This window comes from Rathayibacter sp. AY1C7 (assembly GCF_002931865.1).
Classification (GTDB): Bacteria; Actinomycetota; Actinomycetes; order Actinomycetales; family Microbacteriaceae; genus Rathayibacter.
Genome location: NZ_PSWB01000005.1, coordinates 107,964 through 127,388 on the forward strand (window position 1 = coordinate 107,964; position 19,425 = coordinate 127,388).

Consider the following 19,425-nt stretch of genomic DNA (forward strand, 5'->3'; position numbering starts at 1 on the left):
GCGGGCGACCCGACTCCGCGCAGACCGACGGACTTGAGGACTGGGCATGGCTGAATACATCTACTCGATGGTGCGCGCGCGGAAGGCGGTCGGCGACAAGCTGATCCTGGACGACGTCACCATGTCGTTCCTGCCGGGAGCGAAGATCGGCGTGGTCGGGCCCAACGGCGCCGGCAAGTCGACGATCCTGAAGATCATGGCGGGGCTGGACACGCCGAGCAACGGCGAGGCGCGGCTCAGCCCGGGCTACACCGTCGGCATCCTTATGCAGGAGCCCGAGCTCGACGAGACCAAGACGGTACTCGAGAACGTCCAGGAGGGCGTGGGCGAGATCAAGGGCAAGATCGACCGCTTCAACGAGATCTCCCTCGCGATGGCCGACCCGGACGCCGACTTCGACAGTCTCCTCGCCGAGATGGGGACCCTGCAGGAGGCGATCGACGCCGCCGACGCCTGGGACCTGGACTCGCAGCTGGAGCAGGCGATGGACGCGCTGCGCACCCCGCCGGGGGACTCCCTCGTCACCAACCTCTCGGGTGGCGAGAAGCGCCGCGTGGCGCTCACCAAGCTCCTCCTGCAGAAGCCCGACCTGCTGCTGCTCGACGAGCCCACCAACCACCTCGACGCCGAGAGCGTGCTCTGGCTCGAGCAGTTCCTCTCGAAGTACCCCGGCGCCGTGCTCGCCGTCACCCACGACCGGTACTTCCTCGACAACGTCGCGGAGTGGATCGCCGAGGTCGACCGCGGCCACCTCTACCCCTACGAGGGCAACTACTCGACGTACCTCGAGAAGAAGAGCGCCCGCCTGGAGGTCCAGGGCAAGAAGGACGCCAAGCTCGCCAAGCGGCTCACCACCGAGCTCGACTGGGTGCGCAGCAACGCCAAGGGCCGTCAGGCCAAGTCGAAGGCGCGCCTGGCGCGCTACGAGGAGATGGCGGCCGAGGCCGAGAAGACGCGCGTGCTCGACTTCGAGGAGATCGTCATCCCGGTGGGCCCACGTCTCGGCTCCCAGGTCATCGACGCGAAGAAGCTGCACAAGCAGTTCGGCGAGCGCGTCCTCATCGACGACCTCAGCTTCACGCTGCCCCGCAACGGCATCGTCGGCGTCATCGGCCCGAACGGCGTCGGCAAGACAACGCTCTTCAAGACGATCGTGGGCTTCGAGCCGCTCGACTCGGGCGACCTGAAGATCGGCGAGACGGTCGACATCTCCTACGTCGACCAGAGCCGCGGCGGCATCGACCCGCAGAAGAACCTGTGGGAGGTCGTCTCCGACGGGCACGACTACATCACCGTCGGGAAGACCGAGATCCCCTCCCGCGCCTACGTCTCGCAGTTCGGCTTCAAGGGCCCGGACCAGCAGAAGAAGGCCGGCGTCCTCTCCGGTGGCGAGCGGAACCGCCTCAACCTCGCGCTGACGCTCAAGCAGGGCGGCAACCTGCTCCTGCTCGACGAGCCCACCAACGACCTGGACGTCGAGACCCTGGGCAGCCTCGAGAACGCGCTCCTCGAGTTCCCGGGCTGCGCCGTGGTGATCACGCACGACCGGTGGTTCCTCGACCGCATCGCGACCCACATCCTCGCCTACGAGGGCACCGAGGAGGATCCGGCCAACTGGTACTGGTTCGAGGGCAACTTCGAGGCGTACGAGGAGAACAAGATCGAGCGCCTCGGCCCGGACGCGGCGAAGCCGCACCGCTCCGCGTACCGCAAGCTCACCCGCGACTGATGCGCCTGCACGTCGCCATCCCGCTGCGCTGGTCGGACTTCGACGCCTACGCGCACGTGAACAACGCCGAGATGCTGCGCCTGCTCGAGGAGGCGCGCATCCAGGCGTTCTGGAAGCCGGACTCGCCGCAGCCCGGCGGGATGGCGACGGCGGTACTCGACGCACGCCCGGGCGCCGAGTCGATCAGCCTCATCGCCCGGCAGGAGATCGAGTACCTCGCGCCGATCCCGTACATGCGCGCGCCGATCGACGTGGAGCTGTGGATCGGGCGGATCGGCGGGGCGAGCCTCGAGGTCTGCTACGAGCTCTACTCGCCCGCCGGCGTCGTCCCGCGGGTGCTCTTCACGAGGGCGGCCACCACTCTGGTGCTGGTCACGGCCGCGACGGGCAGGCCCCAGCGAATCCCGGAGGAGCTCCGCGAGGCGTGGGGCCCCTACGTCGAGGAGCCCATCACCTTCTCGAAGCGGGGCTGAGCTCAGCCCAGGGGGACGCGGACCATGCCCTCCTGGGCGACGCTCGCCACGAGCACGCCCTCCTGCGTGTAGATGCGCCCGAGCGAGAGCCCGCGTCCGCCGGACGCGCTCGGCGCCTCCTGCACGTAGAGGAGCCACTGGTCCACGCGCGCGGCGCGGTGCCACCACATCGCGTGGTCGAGGCTCGCGATCCGCAGGCCCGGCGTCGTCCACGCCGCACCGTGCCGGCGGAGCGTGGATTCGAGGATCGTGTAGTCGCTCGCGTAGGCGAGGGCGGCGCGGTGCAGCATCGGATCGTCCGGCAGCGGTCCGAGCGAGCGCATCCACACGCTCTGGTGCGCGACCCGCTCGGGGTCGGCCCGGAGGTACACCGGCTGCTCGACGTGCCGCACGTCGAAGGGGCGCTGCGTGGCCCAGAAGCTGCCGACCGGGTGGTCGACCCCCGCGAGGATCTCAGCGGTGCTCGGCAGCGACTCCGGGTCGGGGATCCCCTCCGGCATCGGCGCCTGGTGATCGAGGCCCTCGTCCTCGGTCTGGAACGAGGCGATCATCGAGAGGATGGGGCGTCCGTTCTGGTAGGCCTGCGTCCGACGGGTGCAGAAGGAGCGGCCGTCGTGGATCCGGTCGACCGAGAACGTGATCGGCAGGGAGACGTCCCCGGGGCGGAGGAAGTACCCGTGCATCGAGTGCACGGAGCGCCCCTCGACGGTGCGACCGGCCGCGATGAGCGACTGCGCGAGGACCTGGCCGCCGAAGACCCGCCCCTCGGGCATCCACTGCGAGGGACCCGTCGAGATGTCCTCGCTGGTGCGGGCGCCGGTGTCCGTCAGGTCGAGCGCGGTGAGGAACGAGGACAGGGGATCGGGCACGGTACCTCCGGGGTGTCGGGCGGTCGGGCGAGCGGCCTCGGGTAAGTTTATCGACGCGATGAGTTCGTCCTTCTCCCTGGCGGATCCGCCCAGCCTGTCGGATCTGCGCGTCTTCCTCGGCCGTTCGGCCCGGGTCGAGGACGGTGCGGTCCGGCTCCTCGCCGACGACCACGTGCTGGCCGCCTACACGCCGATCCTCCAGCCCCGCGGTCTGCTCGACCGCTCCGCGACCGTGCTGGGCCTGCGCGTCTTCGCGCTCGACGAGCCCGCCGGCTTCGACCGGGTCGTGCCGATCCGTGCGCTGTCGGACCGCCTCGCCCGCCTGCAGTGGGAGCCGGGCGGAGCGGACGGCAAGCCGGTCGTCCTGCCCGACGGCGACGACGCGACGGCGGGGCCCTGGGCGGGCGTCTCCCCGCCCCGCGGCGGCTGGACCCGGCGCGAGCCCGTGGACCCGGGCTTCCTGGAGCGCGTCGCGCGCGAGGGGATCGACGAGATCGCGGCGGCCGTCGGCTCCGAGACGGGCGAGCAGATCGTCGGCCGCGTGCGGTCGAGCGTCTGGGGCCGCCCGCTCGACGGCCTCGAGGACGTCCCGGCGGGAGCGGCGTTCGCCCTCTTCGCGCTCGGGTTCCTCGGCGCCGACGACCCGGTCGCCCTGCTCGAGAGCGGCGCCTGGCGCCGCCTCACCTCACGGCGCGGACACGTGCTGGTCCGCACCCCGGGCTGAGCGGCTACTCCTCGAAGGTGTTCACCATCGCGTGGGCGGCGCGCTCCAGGTAGTCCCAGAGCAGGGCGTCGTCGGCCGGAGCGAGCTCGAGATCGTCGACGGCCGTCCGCATGTGCTGGAGCCAGTGGTCGCGGGCCTCGGGGTTGATCCGGAACGGCTGGTGCCGCATCCGCAGGCGCGGGTGGCCGCGCTCCTCGCTGTAGGTGCCCGGACCGCCCCAGTACTGCTCGAGGAAGCCGGTCAGCCGCTGGATCGCGCCCTCGAGGTCGTGCTCGGGGTACATCGGCCAGAGGACCTCGTCCTCGCGGACGCCCTCGTAGAAGCGGCGGACCAGGCGCTCGAACGTCGGCCGGCCGCCGATGTGCTCCCAGAAGCTGCGCAGCGGAGGCGTGCCGCCGATCTGCAGGCCGCTCACGAGCGCGCTCCCGTCGGGCCGGAGGTGCCGCCGCCGTCCTGGGGCGGCGTCCCGCTCCCGCGCCGCAACGCGCGGGGGAGCCGCACGGGCCTGCCGTGCTCGGTGCTGATCGTGGGGGAGGGCGTGGTCCGCGGCGGCTTGGCGCCTCCGACGCTCGTCGCCCCCTCGAAGCCCTCGAGGACGACGGTGGCCAGCGAGGGGAGCTTCACGTCGAGCGCGTCGAGCGACTTCTTCAGGCGCAGGCGCAGCTCGCGGGCGACGTCGTCCTTAGCGGTGGTGCGGGTCTTGACCACGACCCGGATGACCAGGGCGTCGTCGGCGATGGACTCCAGGCCCCAGAGCTCGGGCTTGTCGATGATCCGGGCCCGCCAGCGACTGCTCGCCGCCAGCTCGTTCGCGGTCGCGAGGACCGTGGACTGCACCTGCTCGAGGTCCGTCTCGTAGGGCACGGCCAGGTCGACGATGACGCGCGACCAGCCCTGCGACATGTTCCCGACCCGGACGATCTCGCCGTTGCGGACGAACCAGAGGGTGCCGTTGACGTCGCGGATCTGCGTCACCCGGACGCCGACCGACTCGACCACGCCCGTCGCCTGCCCGGTGTCGACGACGTCGCCGACCCCGAGCTGGTCCTCTGCGACCATGAACAGCCCGTTCAGGACGTCCTTGACGATGTTCTGCGCGCCGAAGCCGAGGCCCGCGCCGAGGGCGGCCGTCAACAGGGCGAAGGAGCCGATGAGGTCCTTGTCGATCGTCGTCACGATCATGACCAGGGCGATGACGACGATCAGGATCGAGCTCAGGTTGTTGAGGATCGACCCGAGCGTGCGCGTGCGCTGCACCACCCGCACGGCCGCGAGCGGCGACGCGGCGATCGACTGGGTGTCCTCGACGCGCTGTCGGCGCTTCACTCCCGACACGATCTGGTCGACGACGCGGCCGATCACGAAGTGGGCGATGACGCGCACCAGCAGCGCGCCCAGCACGATCCCGAGGATCGCGACCACCTTCCAGAAGGGCTCGGACTCGAAGAAGGAGACGGTGGCGGCGACAGGGTCCGGGGTGGAGGTCTGAAGAAGCAGCATGACCGCTCCAGGCTACGGGACGCCTCCCTCCGAGACGGGTGCACGAGCCCCGAGCGCGTATAGATTCGAGGCGGGTCCGCTCGGACCCGGACACCGCCCTGGGAAGGACGCCCGATGCTCCACTCCACCCGGACTCCCGCCGAGAAGCGCCGCCTCTTCCGCGAGCGCCTCGCCTCGGGCGAGCTGCTGCAGCTGCCCGGCGCGTTCACTCCGCTCTCCGCGCGCCTCATCGAGGCGAAGGGCTTCGACGGGATCTACGTCTCGGGCGCCGTGCTCTCGGCCGAGCTGGGGCTGCCGGACATCGGGCTCACCACGCTCAGCGAGGTGGCCGGCCGCTCGCAGCAGATCGCGCGCCTGACCGACCTGCCGGTCCTCGTCGACGCGGACACCGGCTTCGGCGAGCCGCTGAACGTCGCGCGGACGGTGCAGATGCTCGAGGACGCCGGAGTCGCGGGGCTGCACATCGAGGACCAGGTGAACCCGAAGCGCTGCGGGCACCTCGACGGCAAGGCGGTCGTCGACGAGGCGACCTCGGTGCGGAGGATCGCGGCGGCCGTCGACGCGCGCCGCGACTCCGACCTGGTGATCATGGCCCGCACCGACATCCGCGCCCTCGACGGCCTGCCGGCCGCGATCGACCGCGCCAAGCGCCTCGTCGACGCCGGAGCAGACGCGGTGTTCCCCGAGGCGATGCGCGACCTGTCCGAGTTCGAGGCCGTGCGCGCCGCGATCGACGTGCCGATCCTCGCCAACATGACCGAGTTCGGCAAGAGCGAGCTGTTCACCGCGCAGCAGCTCGCCGACGTCGGCGTGAACGTCGTGATCCACCCGGTCTCGCTGCTCCGGATCGCGATGGGCGCCGCGATGCGGGCACTCGACGCCCTCAAAGCGGAGGGCTCGCTCCGCTCGGAGGTCGCGGGCATGCAGACGCGCGCCGAGCTCTACGAGCTCCTCGACTACGCCTCGTACAGCCGCTTCGACGAGGGCGTCTTCGACTTCTCGCTCGCCGACCACTACGGCGCCTGAGCGCGCCGACCCGCACGAACCGGCGGCGCTCCCCGGTGCCGCCGCCCGCCTCTCGCGAAGGAGCGAAGGATGAGCACGACCGATCAGGACATCCGCAAGGGACTCGTGGGGGTCGTCGTCGACACGACGGCCGTCTCGAAGGTCGACCCGGCGTCGAACTCGCTGCTCTACCGCGGCTACCCCGTGCAGGAGCTCGCGGCGGGGACCTCGTTCGAGGACGTGGCCTGGCTGCTCTGGCACGGCGAGCTCCCCACTGCGGAGGAGGCGGCCGGGCTGGCCGCCGTGGAGCGGGCCCACCGCGCCCTGGCCCCCGAGGTGCGCACCGTGATCGACCTGCTGCCGCTGTCGGCGCACCCGATGGACGTGGTGCGGACGGCGGTGAGCGTCCTGGGCGCGCTCGAGGAGGATCCGGACGCCGACGCTGCCGAGGCCGTGCTGGAGCGCTCCGTGCGGCTCTGGGCGGCACTGCCGGCGATCGTCGCCTACGCTCAGCGCCGCCTGCGCGGCCTCGAGCCGATCGATCCGCGCGACGACCTCGACTACTCCGAGAACTTCCTCTGGACGACCTTCGGCGAGGTGCCGGAGCCGGTCGTCGTCGACGCGTTCCGCGTCTCGCTGGTGCTCTACGCCGAGCACTCCTTCAACGCCTCGACCTTCACGGCCCGCGTCGTGACGTCGACGCTGTCGGACGTCCACTCCGCCGTGACCGCCGCCGTGGGAGCGCTCAAGGGACCGCTCCACGGCGGGGCGAACGAGGCCGTGCTGCACGTGCTCGACGAGGTCGGCACCGGACCGGAGGCGGACCGGCGGTCCCGCGAGTGGCTCGCCGAGGCTCTCGGACAGCGCCGGAAGGTCATGGGGTTCGGCCACCGGGTCTACAAGTCGGGCGACTCGCGGGTGCCGACCATGGACGCCGCTCTCCGGCGGCTCGCCGAGCACGAGGGGGCCGGCGAGATGATGGAGCTGTACGACGCTCTGGCCGCGGCGATGGCCGAGCGGACGGGCATCCTGCCGAACCTCGACTACCCGTCCGGCCCCGCCTACCGGCTGATGGGCTTCGACACCGGGATCTTCACTCCGCTGTTCGTCGCCGCGCGGGTGGTGGGCTGGACGGCCCACGTGATCGAGCAGCGGGGCTCGAACGCGCTCATCCGGCCGCTGTCCGCCTATGACGGGCCGGAGCGCCGCTCGGTCCCGCAGCGCTAGGCGCCGGGAGCGGGGAGAGCCGCCCGGTCCCGCAGCGCCGAGCGCCGGGGGACCGGGCGGCTCGCTGTCAGCCCCGGGTGTCGCGCTCCTGGGCGCGGAGCGCACGCTCCACGCCGGCCAGGTTCTCGATCACGAGTCGGCGCAGCGCCGGGACCTCCGGGTTCGCGTCGAGCCAGGCGCGGGTGGCGTCGACGATCTCCTGCGAGGGCGTGGCGGCCGGGTAGAAGCCGACGACCAGGTACTCGGCGATCTTGTAGCTCTTCGACTCCCAGAGGGAGCGGAGGGCGTCGAAGTAGACCGGGACCATCGCGTCGAGCAGGCGCGGGTCGGCGGCGCGCTGGAAGCCCAGGCCCGTCGAGCGGACGATCGTGTTCGGTGCCGAGTCGTCGGCCGTGACGGAGTCCCACGCCGCGCGCTTCGCCTCCGCGGTCGGCAGTGCGGCACGGGCGTGCGCGGCCGACTGCTGGCCGGTCGCCGTGTTGTCCGAGGCGAGCGCCGCGTCGATGTCGTCCGCACCGGCCCGCCCGCCGGCGACGAGAGCGATCAGCAGCTCCCAGCCGAGGTCGGTGTCGATGTCGAGGCCGTCGAGAGCGGTGGAGCCGTCGAGCAGCGCCTGCACGGCCTCGAGGTGCGCCGGGGTGGACGCGATCGCGGCGAAGAACTTCACGAACTGGAACTGCGCGTCGCTGCCCGGCTCGGCGCTCTGCGCGAGCGTCCACAGCTGATCGCCCGCCTCCTCGAGGACCTCGGCCCGGTACTCCGGAGCGACGTACTGGGTGGCGGTGGCGACGAGCTGGTTGAGCACCGTCCGCAGGGTCGTGGACTCGGTCTCGGTCGCGACGTTGCCCAGGACGAGGCGGACGAAGTCGCGCGGCGCCGACTCGGCGTCGCGGGTCGAGTCCCAGACCGAGCCCCAGACCAGCGAGCGGGCCAGGGGGCTGTCGATGCTCGCGAGGTGCTCGACGGCCACGGCGAGCGAGGCGTCGTCGAGGCGGACCTTCGCGTAGGCGAGGTCGTCGTCGTTGAGCAGCACGAGCGCCGGACGGGTGCGGCCGATCAGCTCGGGCACCTCGGTGCGCTCCCCGTCGACGTCCAGCTCGAGGCGGTCGACGCGGACGAGGCGCTCGCCCTCGAAGTCGTACAGGCCGATCGCCAGGCGGTGCGGGCGGATCGTCGGGTACTCCTCGACCGCGGTCTGCAGGATCGCGAAGGACGCGATCGCTCCGCTCTCGTCGACCGCGATCTCGGGGCGGAGCGTGTTCACGCCGGCCGTCTCGAGCCACTGCGCCGACCACTCGGTGAGGTCGCGCCCGCTGGTGGCCTCCAGCTCGACCAGCAGGTCGCGCAGCTCCGTGTTCGAGAAGGCGTGCTTGACGAAGTACTCGTGGACGCCGGCGAGGAACTCCTTCTCGCCGACCCACGCGACGAGCTGCTTGAGCACCGAGGCGCCCTTGGCGTAGGTGATGCCGTCGAAGTTGACCTGGACGTCCTCGAGGTCGTTGATGGTCGCGACGATCGGGTGGGTCGAGGGCAGCTGGTCCTGGCGGTAGGCCCAGCTCTTCTCCATCGCGGCGAAGGTGGTCCACGCCTCGGTCCACTCCGTCGCCTCCGCGGTGGCGAGGGTGGAGGCGTACTCGGCGAACGACTCGTTGAGCCAGAGGTCGTTCCACCACTTCATCGTGACCAGGTCGCCGAACCACATGTGGGCGAGCTCGTGGAGGATCGTGACGACCCGGCGCTCCTTGATCGCGTCCGTCACCTTCGAGCGGAACACGTAGGTCTCGGTGAAGGTCACCGCTCCCGCGTTCTCCATCGCGCCGGCGTTGAACTCGGGGACGAACAGCTGGTCGTACTTCGCGAACGGGTACGGGACGCCGAACTTCTCCTCGTAGAAGGCGAAGCCCTGCTTCGTCTTCTCGAACACGTAGTCGGCGTCGAGGAAGGGCGCGAGCGAGGCCCGGGCGAAGACCCCCAGCGGGATGGTGCGGCCGTCGGAGGAGACGAGCGAGTCGGTCTCGACCACGTAGGGTCCGGCGACGAGGGCCGTGATGTAGGAGGAGATGCGCGGGGTGGGCTCGAAGCTCCAAGTCGCGATCCCCTCGCCCGCCGGGACCGGCTCGGGAGTGGGCTGGTTCGACACGACCTGCCACTGCGCGGGCGCGGTGACGGTGAAGCGGAACTCGGCCTTGAGGTCCGGCTGCTCGAACACCGCGAAGACGCGGCGGGAGTCGGGCACCTCGAACTGCGAGTACAGGTACACCTCGCCGTCGACGGGGTCGACGAAGCGGTGCAGGCCCTCGCCCGTGTTGGTGTAGAGCATGTCGGCGACGACGGTGAGCTCGTTGTCCGCAGCCAGGGAGTCGAGGCGGATCCGGACGCCGTCGGCGACGTCGGCGGGGTCGAGCTCCGCGCCGTTGAGGGTGACGGAGTGGACCGTGCCCGTGACGGCGTCGATGAAGCTCGAGGCGCCCTCGGTGGCGGAGAAGCGCACCGTGGTCGTGCTGAGGAAGGTCTCGGCTCCCCGGGTCAGGTCGAGGGCGATGTCGTAGTCGTGGACCTGGATCAGCGAGGCGCGCTCCTGCGCCTCGCTCCGGGTGAGGTTGTCTCCTGGCACGGGGGTGCTCCATCCGTTCGTCTCGGGCGCTGCCGCGGGCGCCGGGGTGCGGGCGCCGCCGATCCACCCTAGAGCTGCCGGGACCCGCCGTGGAGCCCCGTGGCGCCGATCCTGCGGAGCCGCCGGGGAGCGCGGACGCGGCCGCCGCGAGCGGCGTAGCGTGTCCCCATGACCTCTGTGGACTTCTGGTTCGACCCCTCCTGCCCGTGGGCCTGGATGACCTCGCGATTCGTGGACGAGGTGACGCCGGCGCGCGACCTCGACGTGCAGTGGCACATCATGAGCCTCGCCGTCCTCAATGAGGACAAGGACGTGGACGACTCGTACCGCGCCTTCCTCCCGCGCGCGCTGCGCTACACGCGCCTGGTCGCCGCCGTCGCCGAGCGCGAGGGCCGCGAGCACGTGAAGCCGCTCTACGACGCGCTCGGCACCCGGATCCACCCGGGCGGGCGCACCGACGTCGACGCGGTGATCGCCGAGTCGCTGGCCGAGCTCGGCCTGCCCGCGGAGCTCGCCGCCCACGCCGACTCGGACGAGCACGACGAGCCGATGCGCGCCTCCCACTTCGACGGGATCGAGCGGGTCGGCCAGGACGTCGGCACCCCGGTCATCGCGATCGGGGACGTCGCCTTCTTCGGCCCCGTCATCTCGCCGATCCCGAGGGGCGAGCAGGCGCTGACCCTCTGGGACGGCATCGTCGCCGCCGCCTCCTTCGACGGCTTCTTCGAGCTCAAGCGCTCGCGGACCCGCGACCCGCAGTTCGACTGAGCCGACCCGCGGTACTCTGGCTCCCGGCCCGGGCACCGCGGGTCCCAGACGGCTCTTCCGGAGGAGTTCTCTCGTGCGCATCCACATCGCCACGGACCACGCAGGGCTGGACTTCAGCCGTCACCTGATCGAGCACCTCGGCGCCGCCGGTCACGACGTGATCGACCACGGCCCCACGTCCTACGACCCGCTGGACGACTACCCGTCCTTCTGCATCAACGCCGCCGCCGCGGTCGTCCGCGATCAGGAGGCGGGGGTCGAGGCCCTCGGCGTCGTCTTCGGCGGCTCGGGCAACGGCGAGCAGATCGCGGCGAACAAGGTCGCGGGCGTGCGCGCGGCACTCGTGTGGAACCTGAGCACCGCCGTGCTGGCCCGCCAGCACAACGACGCGAACGTCATCTCGATCGGGGCCCGCCAGCACTCCGTCGAGGAGGCCACCGGCTTCATCGACGCGTTCGTCGCCGAGCCCTTCACCTTCGAGGAGCGGCACGTGCGCCGCATCGCGCAGCTCGCCGAGTACGAGGCCACTGGCGACATCGCCGGCCGGGTCGTCGACTCCGCCGCGAAGGAGCGCTGAGTGCCCGAGGGGCACTCCGTCCACCGGATCGCCCTGCAGTTCGAGCGCGACGTCGTCGGGCACCGCGTCGCGACCAGCAGCCCCCAGGGCCGCTTCACCGAGGGAGCCGCGCTCCTCGACGGGCGCGAGGTCCTCGAGTCCACGGCCGTCGGCAAGCACCTGCTGCTGCGCTTCGAGGGCGACCTGACGCTGCACGTCCACCTCGGCCTCTACGGTGCGTGGGACTTCCTCGGGCACGTCTCGCCGCTGTTCCCGGACGGCAAGGCCGGCAGCAGCATCGGCGCTCCCCGGCGCCGCCGCGCCGTGCGCCTCTCCGAGACGGAGCACGAGACCGACTCCGACCTCGACGAGTTCCCGCCGGAGCCCGTGGGCGCGGTGCGCGTGCGCATCATGACGGAGGAGACGGTCGCCGACCTGCGCGGCCCCACCGCCTGCGAGGTGATGGACCCCGCCCAGGTGGAGGCCCTCCTCGCCCGCCTCGGTCCGGATCCGGCCGACGACGACTCCGACGAGGCGCGCGACCGCTTCGTGAACCGGCTCCGCAGGACGGCGACGCCGGTCGGGCTGGTGCTGATGGACCAGTCCGTGGTCAGCGGCATCGGCAACATCTACCGCGCGGAGCTGCTCTACCGCGCCGGCCTCGACCCGCACACTCCCGGCAAGCAGGTGCCGCTGGAGCTCGCACAGGAGCTGTGGCGGGACTGGGCGGACCTGCTCGAGGACGGCATCCGGACCGGGATGATGATCACGCGCCGCGGCCTGACGAAGACCGAGCGCTCGAAAGCCGTCCGCAGCCGCGCCGAGCGCAACTACGTCTACAAGCGCGAGGGTCTGCCCTGCCGCGTCTGCGGCACGAACGTGCTGCTCGAGGAGATCGGCGCGCGCAAGCTCTACTGGTGCCCGGTGTGCCAGTCGTGAGCGCCGGTGCGTCGGCCCGGTCGCGCACCCGCCGAGCCGTCCGCCCCGCGCTCCGCGAGGCCGCCCGATGACCGGCGGTCTCCTGCTCCGGGGCGCCCGCCTCCTCGGCTCGTCCCGACCCGGTGCCGTGCTCCTGCGCGACGGCCGCGTGGAAGCAGTCGGACCGGACGCCGCCGCCCCGGGCGACGAGGTGCGCGACCTCGACGGGCGCTGGGTGCTCCCCGGCCTCTGGGACGAGCACGTCCACTTCACCCAGTGGGCGATGACGGCCCCGCGCCTGGACGTCTCGTCGGCGGACTCGGCCCGCGGAACGGCGGACGCGGTCCGACGTCGCCTGGCGGAGGAGCCCGGTACCGGCACGCTGATCGGCTTCGGCTTCCGCGACGGCCTCTGGCCGGAGCCGCCGACGACCGCGCTCCTGGACGAGGTCTCTCCGGAGCGGCCCGTCGTGCTGATCAGCGGCGACCTGCACTGCGCCTGGCTGAACTCCGCCGCGTACCGGCGCTACGCCGTCGCTCCCGAGCCCGAGCTGCTGCGCGAGGACGCCTGCTTCGAGCTCGTCACCGCACTCGGAGCCCTCGGCGACGACGAGCTCGACGCGCTCGCCGACGCGGCGGCCCGGCGGGCTGCGGCCCGCGGGGTGGTCGGCGTCGTCGACCTCGAGATGCGCTGGAACGCGGGGGACTGGACCCGTCGCGTCGACGGCGGAACCCGCTCCCTCCGCGTCGACACCGGCGTCTACCGCGACCACCTCGAACGCGCCCTCGCGGAGGGACTGCGCACGGGCGACGAGCTCGACGGCGGTGACGGCCTGCTGCGGATGGGCCCGCTCAAGGTCCTGATCGACGGCTCCCTCAACACGAGGACCGCCTACTGCGCCCACCCCTACGCCGACCACGACGGCTACGGCGTCCTCACCGTGGAGCCCGCCGAGCTGGACGAGCTGCTCGCCCGCGCGGCCGCCGGGGGCATCCGCTCCACCGTGCACGCGATCGGAGACGCCGCGGCGACTCTGGCTCTGGACGCGCTCGGCCGGGTCGGCGGCGGCCGCATCGAGCACGCTCAGCTGCTCGCGGAGACCGACCTTCCGCGGTTCGCCACGCTCGGCGTGGAGGCCGGAGTGCAGCCCGCGCACGCGCTCGACGACCGCGTGGTGGCGGAGCGGTACTGGCCGGGACGGACCGGCCGGGCGTTCCCGCTGCGCTCGCTGCTCGACTCCGGGGCCCGCGTGGTGCTCGGCTCGGACGCTCCGGTCGCTCCGCTCGACCCGTGGGTCGCGATCTCGGCCGCGGTCGCGCGGTCGCTGCCCGGCGACGAGCCCTGGCATCCGGAGCAGCGGGTGAGCGTCGAGGAGGCGATCGTCGCCTCGACCCGGGTGCGCCGGCTCAGGCCCGCGGCCGGCGATCCCGCCGATCTGGTGGTGGTCGACCGCGATCCGCTCGCCGCCGATGCAGGAGCCCTCCGATCCATGCCGGTCGCCGCGACCCTCCTGGCGGGCCGCTTCACGCACGGCGGCTGACCCGCGCCCGTCGCGACACCGGCTGCTCCGGATCGCGCGGACGGGCCCGGGAACGACGACGGCCCGCGGGATCCGAGGATCCGCGGGCCGGTCGAGGCGTGGTGCTCAGCTCTCGCTGACGTGGGCGAAGAGGAACCAGCGGTCCTTCTCGAGGCCGCGGCCGATCTCGATCGCGACGTCCTGGCTGCTCGCGTCGATCTCGGCTAGCTCGGCGATCGCCGTGTTGACGGTCGCGATGGCGACGTCCATCTGGCGGATGATCTCGACGATCGCGTTCTCGGAGCGCTGGAAGCCGGGGGTGAGGGGTTCGGACCGCGTCGCCGAGGCGACGGTCTGGATGCGGGCGTCGACCGGGAGGCCGAGGGCGACGACGCGCTCCGCGGCGAGGTCGGCCCACTCGATGGCGCGGCCGACGATCGCGTCGAGCAGCTCGTGGACGCCGATGAAGTTGGCGCCGCGGACGTGCCAGTGCGCCTGCTTGCCGTTGACGGCGAGCGCGGTCATCTCGATGACGACGGGGCTGAGGAACTGAGCGACTCCGGATGCGACATCCGGGTTCGACGAGGTGAGCGACGTGACGGACGTGGTGGACATCGTCTGGTCCTTTCGAGAGGGGGTGACTGATCGTCAACAGTACGCAGATCCCCCGGCGCCGCAAGGAAGCGCAGGCTCGGCTCAGTCCGGTGAAGGACAGGCTCACCTCGGTCGCGGAGGGGCGTCACGGGGGCTTCCCCCCGGGTGCCCGGAGCCGTGCCGCCGGTACGCTCGACCGGGTCGCGGCGGCGGCGGGAGCGGACAGGAGGCGCGGATGAGCGGAGCATCGACGGCCCTCGGCGAGGCCTCGCGCGCCTACCTCCGGCTCTGGCGCGGACTGCCCCGGGAGGTGCTCGCGCTGGTGGCCGCGATCCCGGTCGCGCTCCTCGGTGCCTTCTGCGCCGGCGTCGCGCTGGCCGTCGCGCTCGGGCTCGTCGGAGTCCTGATCGGCCTGGTGTTCCTGCCCGCCGCCCTCTACACGGCGCGCTTCTTCTCGCGGGCCGCCGTCGGCCTCGACGTGCTGGCCGGACGGCCCGCCGTCCCCCGGCCGCAGTGGCGGCGACCGCCCTCCGCCGTCACTCCCTCGACCTTCGCCCTCTACGGTCCGGTGATCGACGGGCACTACTGGCTCGCTCTCCTGCACACGCTCGTCGTGGCTCCGGTGCTCGCGCTGCTGTCCGGACTGCTCCTCGCGCTGTGGACCTGGGCGGGCCCGGGCACGGTGGCCGCCGTGCTCACGGGGGCCCCCGGTCCGGCCCGCCTGCTGGCCGAGAGCGGGGCCGCTCTGCTGGGCGCCCCGCAGCCTCCGGCGGGACTGGTCGCCGCGGCGACGGTCGCCACGACCGTCCTCTTCGTCTCGACCCTGCCGTTCGCCACCCGCGGCCTCTCCCTCCTGCACTGGCTGGTCGACCGTCTCCTGCTCGGCCCGTGGGAGTCGGAGGCGCTCCAGCGCGAGGTCGCCGAGCTGAGCGCTTCCCGCGGCGCAGCCGTCGCCGCCGAGGACCGCGCGCTGCGCCGGCTCGAGCGCGACATCCACGACGGCCCGCAGCAGCGCCTGATCCGGGTGCAGATGGACCTGGCCTCGGCCCGCAACCGACTCGCCGCCGACCCGGAGTCCGCCGCCCGCCTGGTCGACGAGGCTCGCGAGCACGTGCGCGCCGCGCTCGACGAGCTGCGCGCCCTCTCCCGCGGAGTGGCGCCGCCGATCCTGCAGGACCGGGGCTTCGAGGCGGCGGTGCACTCGCTCGCCGAGCTCAGCCCGGTGCCGGTCGAGGTCCTCACCGAGCACCCCGTGGCGGACGTGCCGCCCGAGGTCGAGCGCAGCGTCTACTTCGTCGTCGCCGAGCTGCTCGCCAACGTCTCCAAGCACTCCGGTGCCCGATCGGTGCGGGTGCATCTCGACACCCGCGACTCCGGCACTCCGGGGGAGCGCTGGCTCGACGCCTGGGTGGTCGACGACGGAGTCGGCGGGGCGTCGCCGGTCGCCGGTCACGGTCTCGAGGGGGTCGGCGGGCGCGTCCGGGGCCTGCGCGGGATCCTGAGCGTGGAGTCGCCGGTCGGCGGGCCGACCACGGTCGGGGTGCACGTCCCCTACCGCCCGGCCGTCCTATCCTGAGGGCGTGCCCGTGATCCGCGTCGCCATCGCCGAGGACTCGGTCCTCCTGCGCGAGGGCCTGGTCCGCCTCTTCGAGGACGCGGGGTTCGCCTCCGTCGGCGCCTTCGGGGACGCGGACGCCCTGCTCGCCGATCTGGCGCGGGACCCGGCCGGGGTCGACGTCGCCGTGCTCGACGTCCGGATGCCGCCGACCTTCCGCGACGAGGGCGTCCGCGCGGCGCTGGAGATCCGCCGCCGCTACCCGCACGTGTCGGTCCTCCTGCTCAGCCAGTACGTCGAGGTCACCTACGCGCAGGAGCTGCTCGGCTCCGGCGACGGCGGACTCGGCTACCTCCTGAAGGACCGGGTCGCCTCCGTGGAGGAGCTGCGCGACGCCGTCGAGCGCGTCGCGGCGGGCGGAACCGTCCTCGACCCGCAGGTCGTCGCCTCGCTCCTGCAGCGCAACCGCGACCCGCTCGCCTCGCTGACCCCGCGGGAGCGGGAGGTGCTGGAGCAGATGGCCCAGGGGCGCACGAACGCGGGCATCGCCTCCGCTCTCTTCGTCGGCGTGGGCGCCGTGGAGAAGAACGTGACCGCGATCTTCCAGAAGCTCGGGCTCGAGGACTCGGGCTCCGACCACCGGCGGGTGCTGGCGGTCCTCGCCTTCCTGCGCGCCGGGCGCTGACCACCGGAGAAGAGGAGAACCCGATGCCGTCGAGTCCTGCGGAGGGCGCCCGCGTCCTCGCCCTGACCGGGGGACGCGCCCCGGAGATCGCCGACACCGCGTGGGTCGCTCCGGGCGCCACCGTGATCGGCTCCGTGCGCCTGGGGGAGCGGGCGAGCGTCTGGTACGGCGCCGTCCTGCGCGCCGAGCACGCGCGGATCGAGCTCGGCGCCGGCAGCAACCTCCAGGACGGCGTCGTCGTCCACGTCGACGCCGACTACGACGCGGTCATCGGCGCCGGAGTCTCGGTCGGGCACAACGCCGTGCTGCACGGCTGCACCCTCGAGGACGACGTGCTGGTCGGCATGAGCGCGACCGTCCTGAACGGGGCCGTCATCGGCACCGGCTCGCTGATCGCCGCGGGCGCCGTCGTCCTCGAGGGGACGGTCGTCCCGCCGGGCTCGCTCGTGGCGGGCGTCCCCGGGAGGGTCCGGCGGGAGCTGACGGAGGAGGAGCGCGAGGGCATCCGCCGGAACGCCGCCTCGTACCTCGCCCTGACGGAGGAGCACCGCGGCGCGGTCGGCTGAGCACGCCCGGTACGACGAAGAGCCCCGGACATCCGGGGCTCTTCGAGAGGAGAGGGGCTGACGAGAATCGAACTCGCATCATCTGTTTGGAAGACAGAGGCTTTACCACTAAGCTACAGCCCCGGATCGGCGGCCTGACGACCGCGAACCGGTGCGACCGGGTCTCTCGACCGGGCACCAGGACAGCGTAGTACATCGCGCGTGCACCGTGGACACCCCGGTCGTCCTCCGCCGCGCGGTTCCGGTCGCCGCTGCCGCGGTGCAGTACACTTGCGAAGGCCATTTCGGCGTGTCGCGCAAGCGCACGTGCGGGGACGGCTCGACGAGAGTCTCACGCACGGTGCCCAGGCCCGCGCATCCGGGGCGTAGCTCAGCTTGGCTAGAGCGCCCGCTTTGGGAGCGGGAGGTCGCAGGTTCGAATCCTGTCGCCCCGACCACGAGTACTCATCGTGACGACATCGACCCGTGACGACCGTCATCCGGCGCCGACACCAACCAGCACAGGAGATCCCCTCACGTGAAGACCACGGTAGAACAGCTGAGCCCGACCCGCGTGAAGCTCGCGATTTCGGTCACCCCGGACGAGCTCGGCCCCAGCATCACGCACGCCTACGGCCACATCGCCGAGCAGATCAACGTCCCCGGCTTCCGCAAGGGCAAGGTCCCGCCCGCCATCGTCGACCAGCGCGTCGGCAAGGCCGCGGTGCTCGAGCACGCGGTCAACGAGGGCCTCGACGGCTTCTACCGCGAGGCCGTCCGCGAGACCGAGGTCCGCCCCCTGGGCCGCCCGCAGGCCGACATCGTCGCCTGGCCGAGCGACAAGGACTTCACCGGCGACCTCGAGCTCGCCATCGAGGTCGACGTGCGCCCCGAGATCACCGTCCCGGACTACGACGGCATCGAGCTCACCGTCGAGGCGGCCGAGGTCACCGACGCCGACGTCGACGCCGAGCTGGACAAGCTCCGCAGCCGCTTCGGCACCCTGGTCACCGTGGACCGCCCGGCGAAGACCGGCGACTTCGCGCAGATCGACCTGGTCGCCTCCATCGACGGCGTCGAGGTCGACACCGCCAACGCCATCTCCTACGAGCTGGGCTCGGGCGAGCTGATCGAGGGCATCGACGAGGCGCTCGACTCGCTCACCGCGGGCGAGAGCACCACGTTCACCGCTCCGCTGCTCGGCGGCGACCACGCCGGCGAGCAGGCCGAGATCGCCGTCGCGCTCACCGCCGTCAAGGAGCGCGAGCTCCCCGAGGCCGACGACGACTTCGCGCAGATCGCCAGCGAGTTCGACACCATCGCGGAGCTGCGCGAGTCGCTCAAGGAGCAGGCCGCTCAGCAGAAGACCTTCGGGCAGGGCGGCGAGGCCCGCGAGAAGCTCGTCGAGGCGCTGCTCGCCCTCGTCGAGGTCCCCGTGCCCGCCGGTCTCGTCGAGGACGAGGTGCACCGCCACCTCGAGGGCGAGAACCGCCTCGAGGACGACGAGCACCGCGCCGAGGTCAAGGAGGCCAGCGAGAAGACCTTCAAGACCCAGATCCTCCTCGACCACGTCGTCGAGCAGGAGAAGGTCCAGGTCAGCCAGGACGAGCTCACGCAGTACCTCATCCAGGGTGCGGCGCAGTACGGCATGGAGCCGAACGAGTTCATCAAGATCCTGTCCGAGAACAACCAGATCGGCCAGATGGTCGGCGAGGTCGCCCGCAACAAGGCGCTCGCGATCGTCCTCGGCAAGGCGAAGGTCACCGACACCGAGGGCAACGCCGTCGACCTGACCGCGTTCACCGCGGTCCCCGGTGACGACGAGGCCGTCGAGGCCTCCGACGAGGCCGTCGCCTCGGACGAGACCGAGGTCGCGGAGGAGGCTCAGGCCGCCGCCGACGCCGAGGTCCCCGCCGAGCCCGTCGCCGAGGAGCCCGCCGCCGAGGAGGAGCCCGCCCCGGCCCCCAAGAAGAAGCGCGCGCCGGCCAAGAAGAAGGCCGCCGCTCCCGCCGAGGAGACCCCGGCCGCGGAGTAGTCCTCGCGAGCACGTCAGGAGCCGCCCCCCGATCCGTCGGAGGGCGGCTCCTCTCGTTGCGGGGCTCCGGTCCGCCCCGGGCGAACACGGGCGACTCCCGCTCCGCCCC

At 72.3% G+C, this 19,425-nt stretch carries 18 protein-coding genes and 2 tRNA genes; 14 read left to right on the forward strand and 6 right to left on the reverse strand.

Annotation, left to right across the window (positions count from 1 at the left end):
• Positions 1 to 46 precede the first annotated feature (46 nt).
• Positions 47 to 1,729, forward strand: coding sequence for an energy-dependent translational throttle protein EttA (gene ettA / locus C5C69_RS04295; RefSeq protein ID WP_104223708.1), 1,683 nt, complete (start codon positions 47 to 49; stop codon positions 1,727 to 1,729).
• The gene (locus C5C69_RS04300; protein WP_104257376.1) at positions 1,729 to 2,202 is read left to right on the forward strand and encodes a thioesterase family protein; all 474 of its coding nucleotides are present in this window, start codon (positions 1,729 to 1,731) and stop codon (positions 2,200 to 2,202) included. Before ettA ends, C5C69_RS04300 begins: the two co-directional genes overlap by 1 nt.
• A 2-nt stretch (positions 2,203 to 2,204) precedes the next feature.
• Here the strand turns inward: C5C69_RS04300 and C5C69_RS04305 are convergent, their stop codons facing one another.
• The gene (locus C5C69_RS04305) at positions 2,205 to 3,071 is read right to left on the reverse strand and encodes an acyl-CoA thioesterase II (protein ID WP_258062880.1); all 867 of its coding nucleotides are present in this window, start codon (positions 3,069 to 3,071) and stop codon (positions 2,205 to 2,207) included.
• Between the two features lie 58 nt (positions 3,072 to 3,129).
• Here C5C69_RS04305 and C5C69_RS04310 point away from each other — a divergent pair, with 58 nt between their 5' ends.
• A complete protein-coding gene (locus C5C69_RS04310) occupies positions 3,130 to 3,795 on the forward strand; it encodes a hypothetical protein (protein WP_104247302.1) in 666 nt (221 codons plus the stop codon).
• Between the two features lie 4 nt (positions 3,796 to 3,799).
• Here the strand turns inward: C5C69_RS04310 and C5C69_RS04315 are convergent, their stop codons facing one another.
• Together C5C69_RS04315 and C5C69_RS04320 are read right to left on the reverse strand one after the other, a co-directional pair.
• A complete protein-coding gene (locus C5C69_RS04315; RefSeq protein ID WP_279630823.1) occupies positions 3,800 to 4,210 on the reverse strand; it encodes a globin in 411 nt (136 codons plus the stop codon).
• A complete protein-coding gene (locus C5C69_RS04320) occupies positions 4,207 to 5,295 on the reverse strand; it encodes a mechanosensitive ion channel family protein (RefSeq protein ID WP_104257377.1) in 1,089 nt (362 codons plus the stop codon). Before C5C69_RS04320 ends, C5C69_RS04315 begins: the two co-directional genes overlap by 4 nt.
• Before the next feature lie 114 nt (positions 5,296 to 5,409).
• Between C5C69_RS04320 and prpB the strand changes: the two genes are divergently transcribed.
• Both prpB and C5C69_RS04330 read left to right on the forward strand, forming a co-directional pair.
• Entirely contained in the window at positions 5,410 to 6,321 is a 912-nt protein-coding gene (gene prpB, locus C5C69_RS04325) for a methylisocitrate lyase (RefSeq protein WP_104226736.1), read from the forward strand.
• A gap of 69 nt (positions 6,322 to 6,390) precedes the next feature.
• The gene (locus tag C5C69_RS04330) at positions 6,391 to 7,527 is read left to right on the forward strand and encodes a bifunctional 2-methylcitrate synthase/citrate synthase (protein WP_104226735.1); all 1,137 of its coding nucleotides are present in this window, start codon (positions 6,391 to 6,393) and stop codon (positions 7,525 to 7,527) included.
• A gap of 67 nt (positions 7,528 to 7,594) precedes the next feature.
• On the opposite strand, the gene pepN is transcribed toward C5C69_RS04330, so the two are convergent.
• Complete coding sequence (gene pepN / locus C5C69_RS04335) at positions 7,595 to 10,141, reverse strand: aminopeptidase N (protein ID WP_104257378.1); 2,547 nt, start codon at positions 10,139 to 10,141, stop codon at positions 7,595 to 7,597.
• Between the two features lie 168 nt (positions 10,142 to 10,309).
• On the opposite strand from pepN, the gene C5C69_RS04340 reads away from it, so the two are divergent.
• The 4 genes from C5C69_RS04340 to C5C69_RS04355 all read left to right on the forward strand — a co-directional run bounded on the left by C5C69_RS04340 (position 10,310) and on the right by C5C69_RS04355 (position 13,923).
• Positions 10,310 to 10,909, forward strand: coding sequence for a DsbA family protein (locus C5C69_RS04340; protein ID WP_104232533.1), 600 nt, complete (start codon positions 10,310 to 10,312; stop codon positions 10,907 to 10,909).
• 73 nt (positions 10,910 to 10,982) lie between these two features.
• Positions 10,983 to 11,486, forward strand: coding sequence for a ribose-5-phosphate isomerase (locus tag C5C69_RS04345; protein WP_104223700.1), 504 nt, complete (start codon positions 10,983 to 10,985; stop codon positions 11,484 to 11,486).
• Positions 11,487 to 12,404, forward strand: coding sequence for an Fpg/Nei family DNA glycosylase (locus C5C69_RS04350; RefSeq protein ID WP_104257379.1), 918 nt, complete (start codon positions 11,487 to 11,489; stop codon positions 12,402 to 12,404).
• Between the two features lie 67 nt (positions 12,405 to 12,471).
• Entirely contained in the window at positions 12,472 to 13,923 is a 1,452-nt protein-coding gene (locus C5C69_RS04355; protein WP_104257380.1) for an amidohydrolase, read from the forward strand.
• A gap of 105 nt (positions 13,924 to 14,028) precedes the next feature.
• Here the strand turns inward: C5C69_RS04355 and C5C69_RS04360 are convergent, their stop codons facing one another.
• A complete protein-coding gene (locus tag C5C69_RS04360; RefSeq protein ID WP_104223697.1) occupies positions 14,029 to 14,517 on the reverse strand; it encodes a Dps family protein in 489 nt (162 codons plus the stop codon).
• 214 nt (positions 14,518 to 14,731) lie between these two features.
• Here C5C69_RS04360 and C5C69_RS04365 point away from each other — a divergent pair, with 214 nt between their 5' ends.
• Genes C5C69_RS04365 through C5C69_RS04375 form a run of 3 tightly spaced genes read left to right on the forward strand, consistent with a single transcriptional unit; the run spans position 14,732 to position 17,302 of the window.
• Positions 14,732 to 16,072, forward strand: coding sequence for a histidine kinase (locus C5C69_RS04365; RefSeq protein ID WP_104257381.1), 1,341 nt, complete (start codon positions 14,732 to 14,734; stop codon positions 16,070 to 16,072).
• A gap of 4 nt (positions 16,073 to 16,076) precedes the next feature.
• Entirely contained in the window at positions 16,077 to 16,736 is a 660-nt protein-coding gene (locus tag C5C69_RS04370; protein WP_104257382.1) for a response regulator transcription factor, read from the forward strand.
• 23 nt (positions 16,737 to 16,759) lie between these two features.
• Positions 16,760 to 17,302 carry a gamma carbonic anhydrase family protein gene (locus C5C69_RS04375; protein ID WP_104226728.1) on the forward strand — a complete coding sequence of 181 codons (543 nt, stop codon included), beginning with the start codon at positions 16,760 to 16,762 and terminating at the stop codon, positions 17,300 to 17,302.
• Positions 17,303 to 17,354: 52 nt separating this feature from the next.
• Here C5C69_RS04375 and C5C69_RS04380 read toward each other — a convergent pair.
• Positions 17,355 to 17,425, reverse strand: a tRNA-Gly gene (locus C5C69_RS04380).
• A gap of 236 nt (positions 17,426 to 17,661) precedes the next feature.
• Between C5C69_RS04380 and C5C69_RS04385 the strand changes: the two genes are divergently transcribed.
• Both C5C69_RS04385 and tig read left to right on the forward strand, forming a co-directional pair.
• Positions 17,662 to 17,739, forward strand: a tRNA-Pro gene (locus C5C69_RS04385).
• 80 nt (positions 17,740 to 17,819) lie between these two features.
• Positions 17,820 to 19,316 (forward strand): trigger factor, encoded by a 1,497-nt coding sequence (gene tig, locus C5C69_RS04390; protein WP_104257383.1) that lies wholly within the window; start codon positions 17,820 to 17,822, stop codon positions 19,314 to 19,316.
• Positions 19,317 to 19,425 lie beyond the last annotated feature (109 nt).

What these genes read in the sequence shown, in the direction of transcription:
- ettA (WP_104223708.1), top strand. Translation starts at nt 47, where the DNA reads ATGGCTGAATACATCTACTCGATGGTGCGCGCGCGGAAGGCGGTCGGC.
- C5C69_RS04300 (WP_104257376.1), top strand. Translation starts at nt 1,729, where the DNA reads ATGCGCCTGCACGTCGCCATCCCGCTGCGCTGGTCGGACTTCGACGCC.
- C5C69_RS04310 (WP_104247302.1), top strand. Translation starts at nt 3,130, where the DNA reads ATGAGTTCGTCCTTCTCCCTGGCGGATCCGCCCAGCCTGTCGGATCTG.
- C5C69_RS04320 (WP_104257377.1), bottom strand. Translation starts at nt 5,295, where the DNA reads ATGCTGCTTCTTCAGACCTCCACCCCGGACCCTGTCGCCGCCACCGTC.
- prpB (WP_104226736.1), top strand. Translation starts at nt 5,410, where the DNA reads ATGCTCCACTCCACCCGGACTCCCGCCGAGAAGCGCCGCCTCTTCCGC.
- C5C69_RS04330 (WP_104226735.1), top strand. Translation starts at nt 6,391, where the DNA reads ATGAGCACGACCGATCAGGACATCCGCAAGGGACTCGTGGGGGTCGTC.
- C5C69_RS04340 (WP_104232533.1), top strand. Translation starts at nt 10,310, where the DNA reads ATGACCTCTGTGGACTTCTGGTTCGACCCCTCCTGCCCGTGGGCCTGG.
- C5C69_RS04355 (WP_104257380.1), top strand. Translation starts at nt 12,472, where the DNA reads ATGACCGGCGGTCTCCTGCTCCGGGGCGCCCGCCTCCTCGGCTCGTCC.
- C5C69_RS04360 (WP_104223697.1), bottom strand. Translation starts at nt 14,517, where the DNA reads ATGTCCACCACGTCCGTCACGTCGCTCACCTCGTCGAACCCGGATGTC.
- C5C69_RS04365 (WP_104257381.1), top strand. Translation starts at nt 14,732, where the DNA reads ATGAGCGGAGCATCGACGGCCCTCGGCGAGGCCTCGCGCGCCTACCTC.
- C5C69_RS04375 (WP_104226728.1), top strand. Translation starts at nt 16,760, where the DNA reads ATGCCGTCGAGTCCTGCGGAGGGCGCCCGCGTCCTCGCCCTGACCGGG.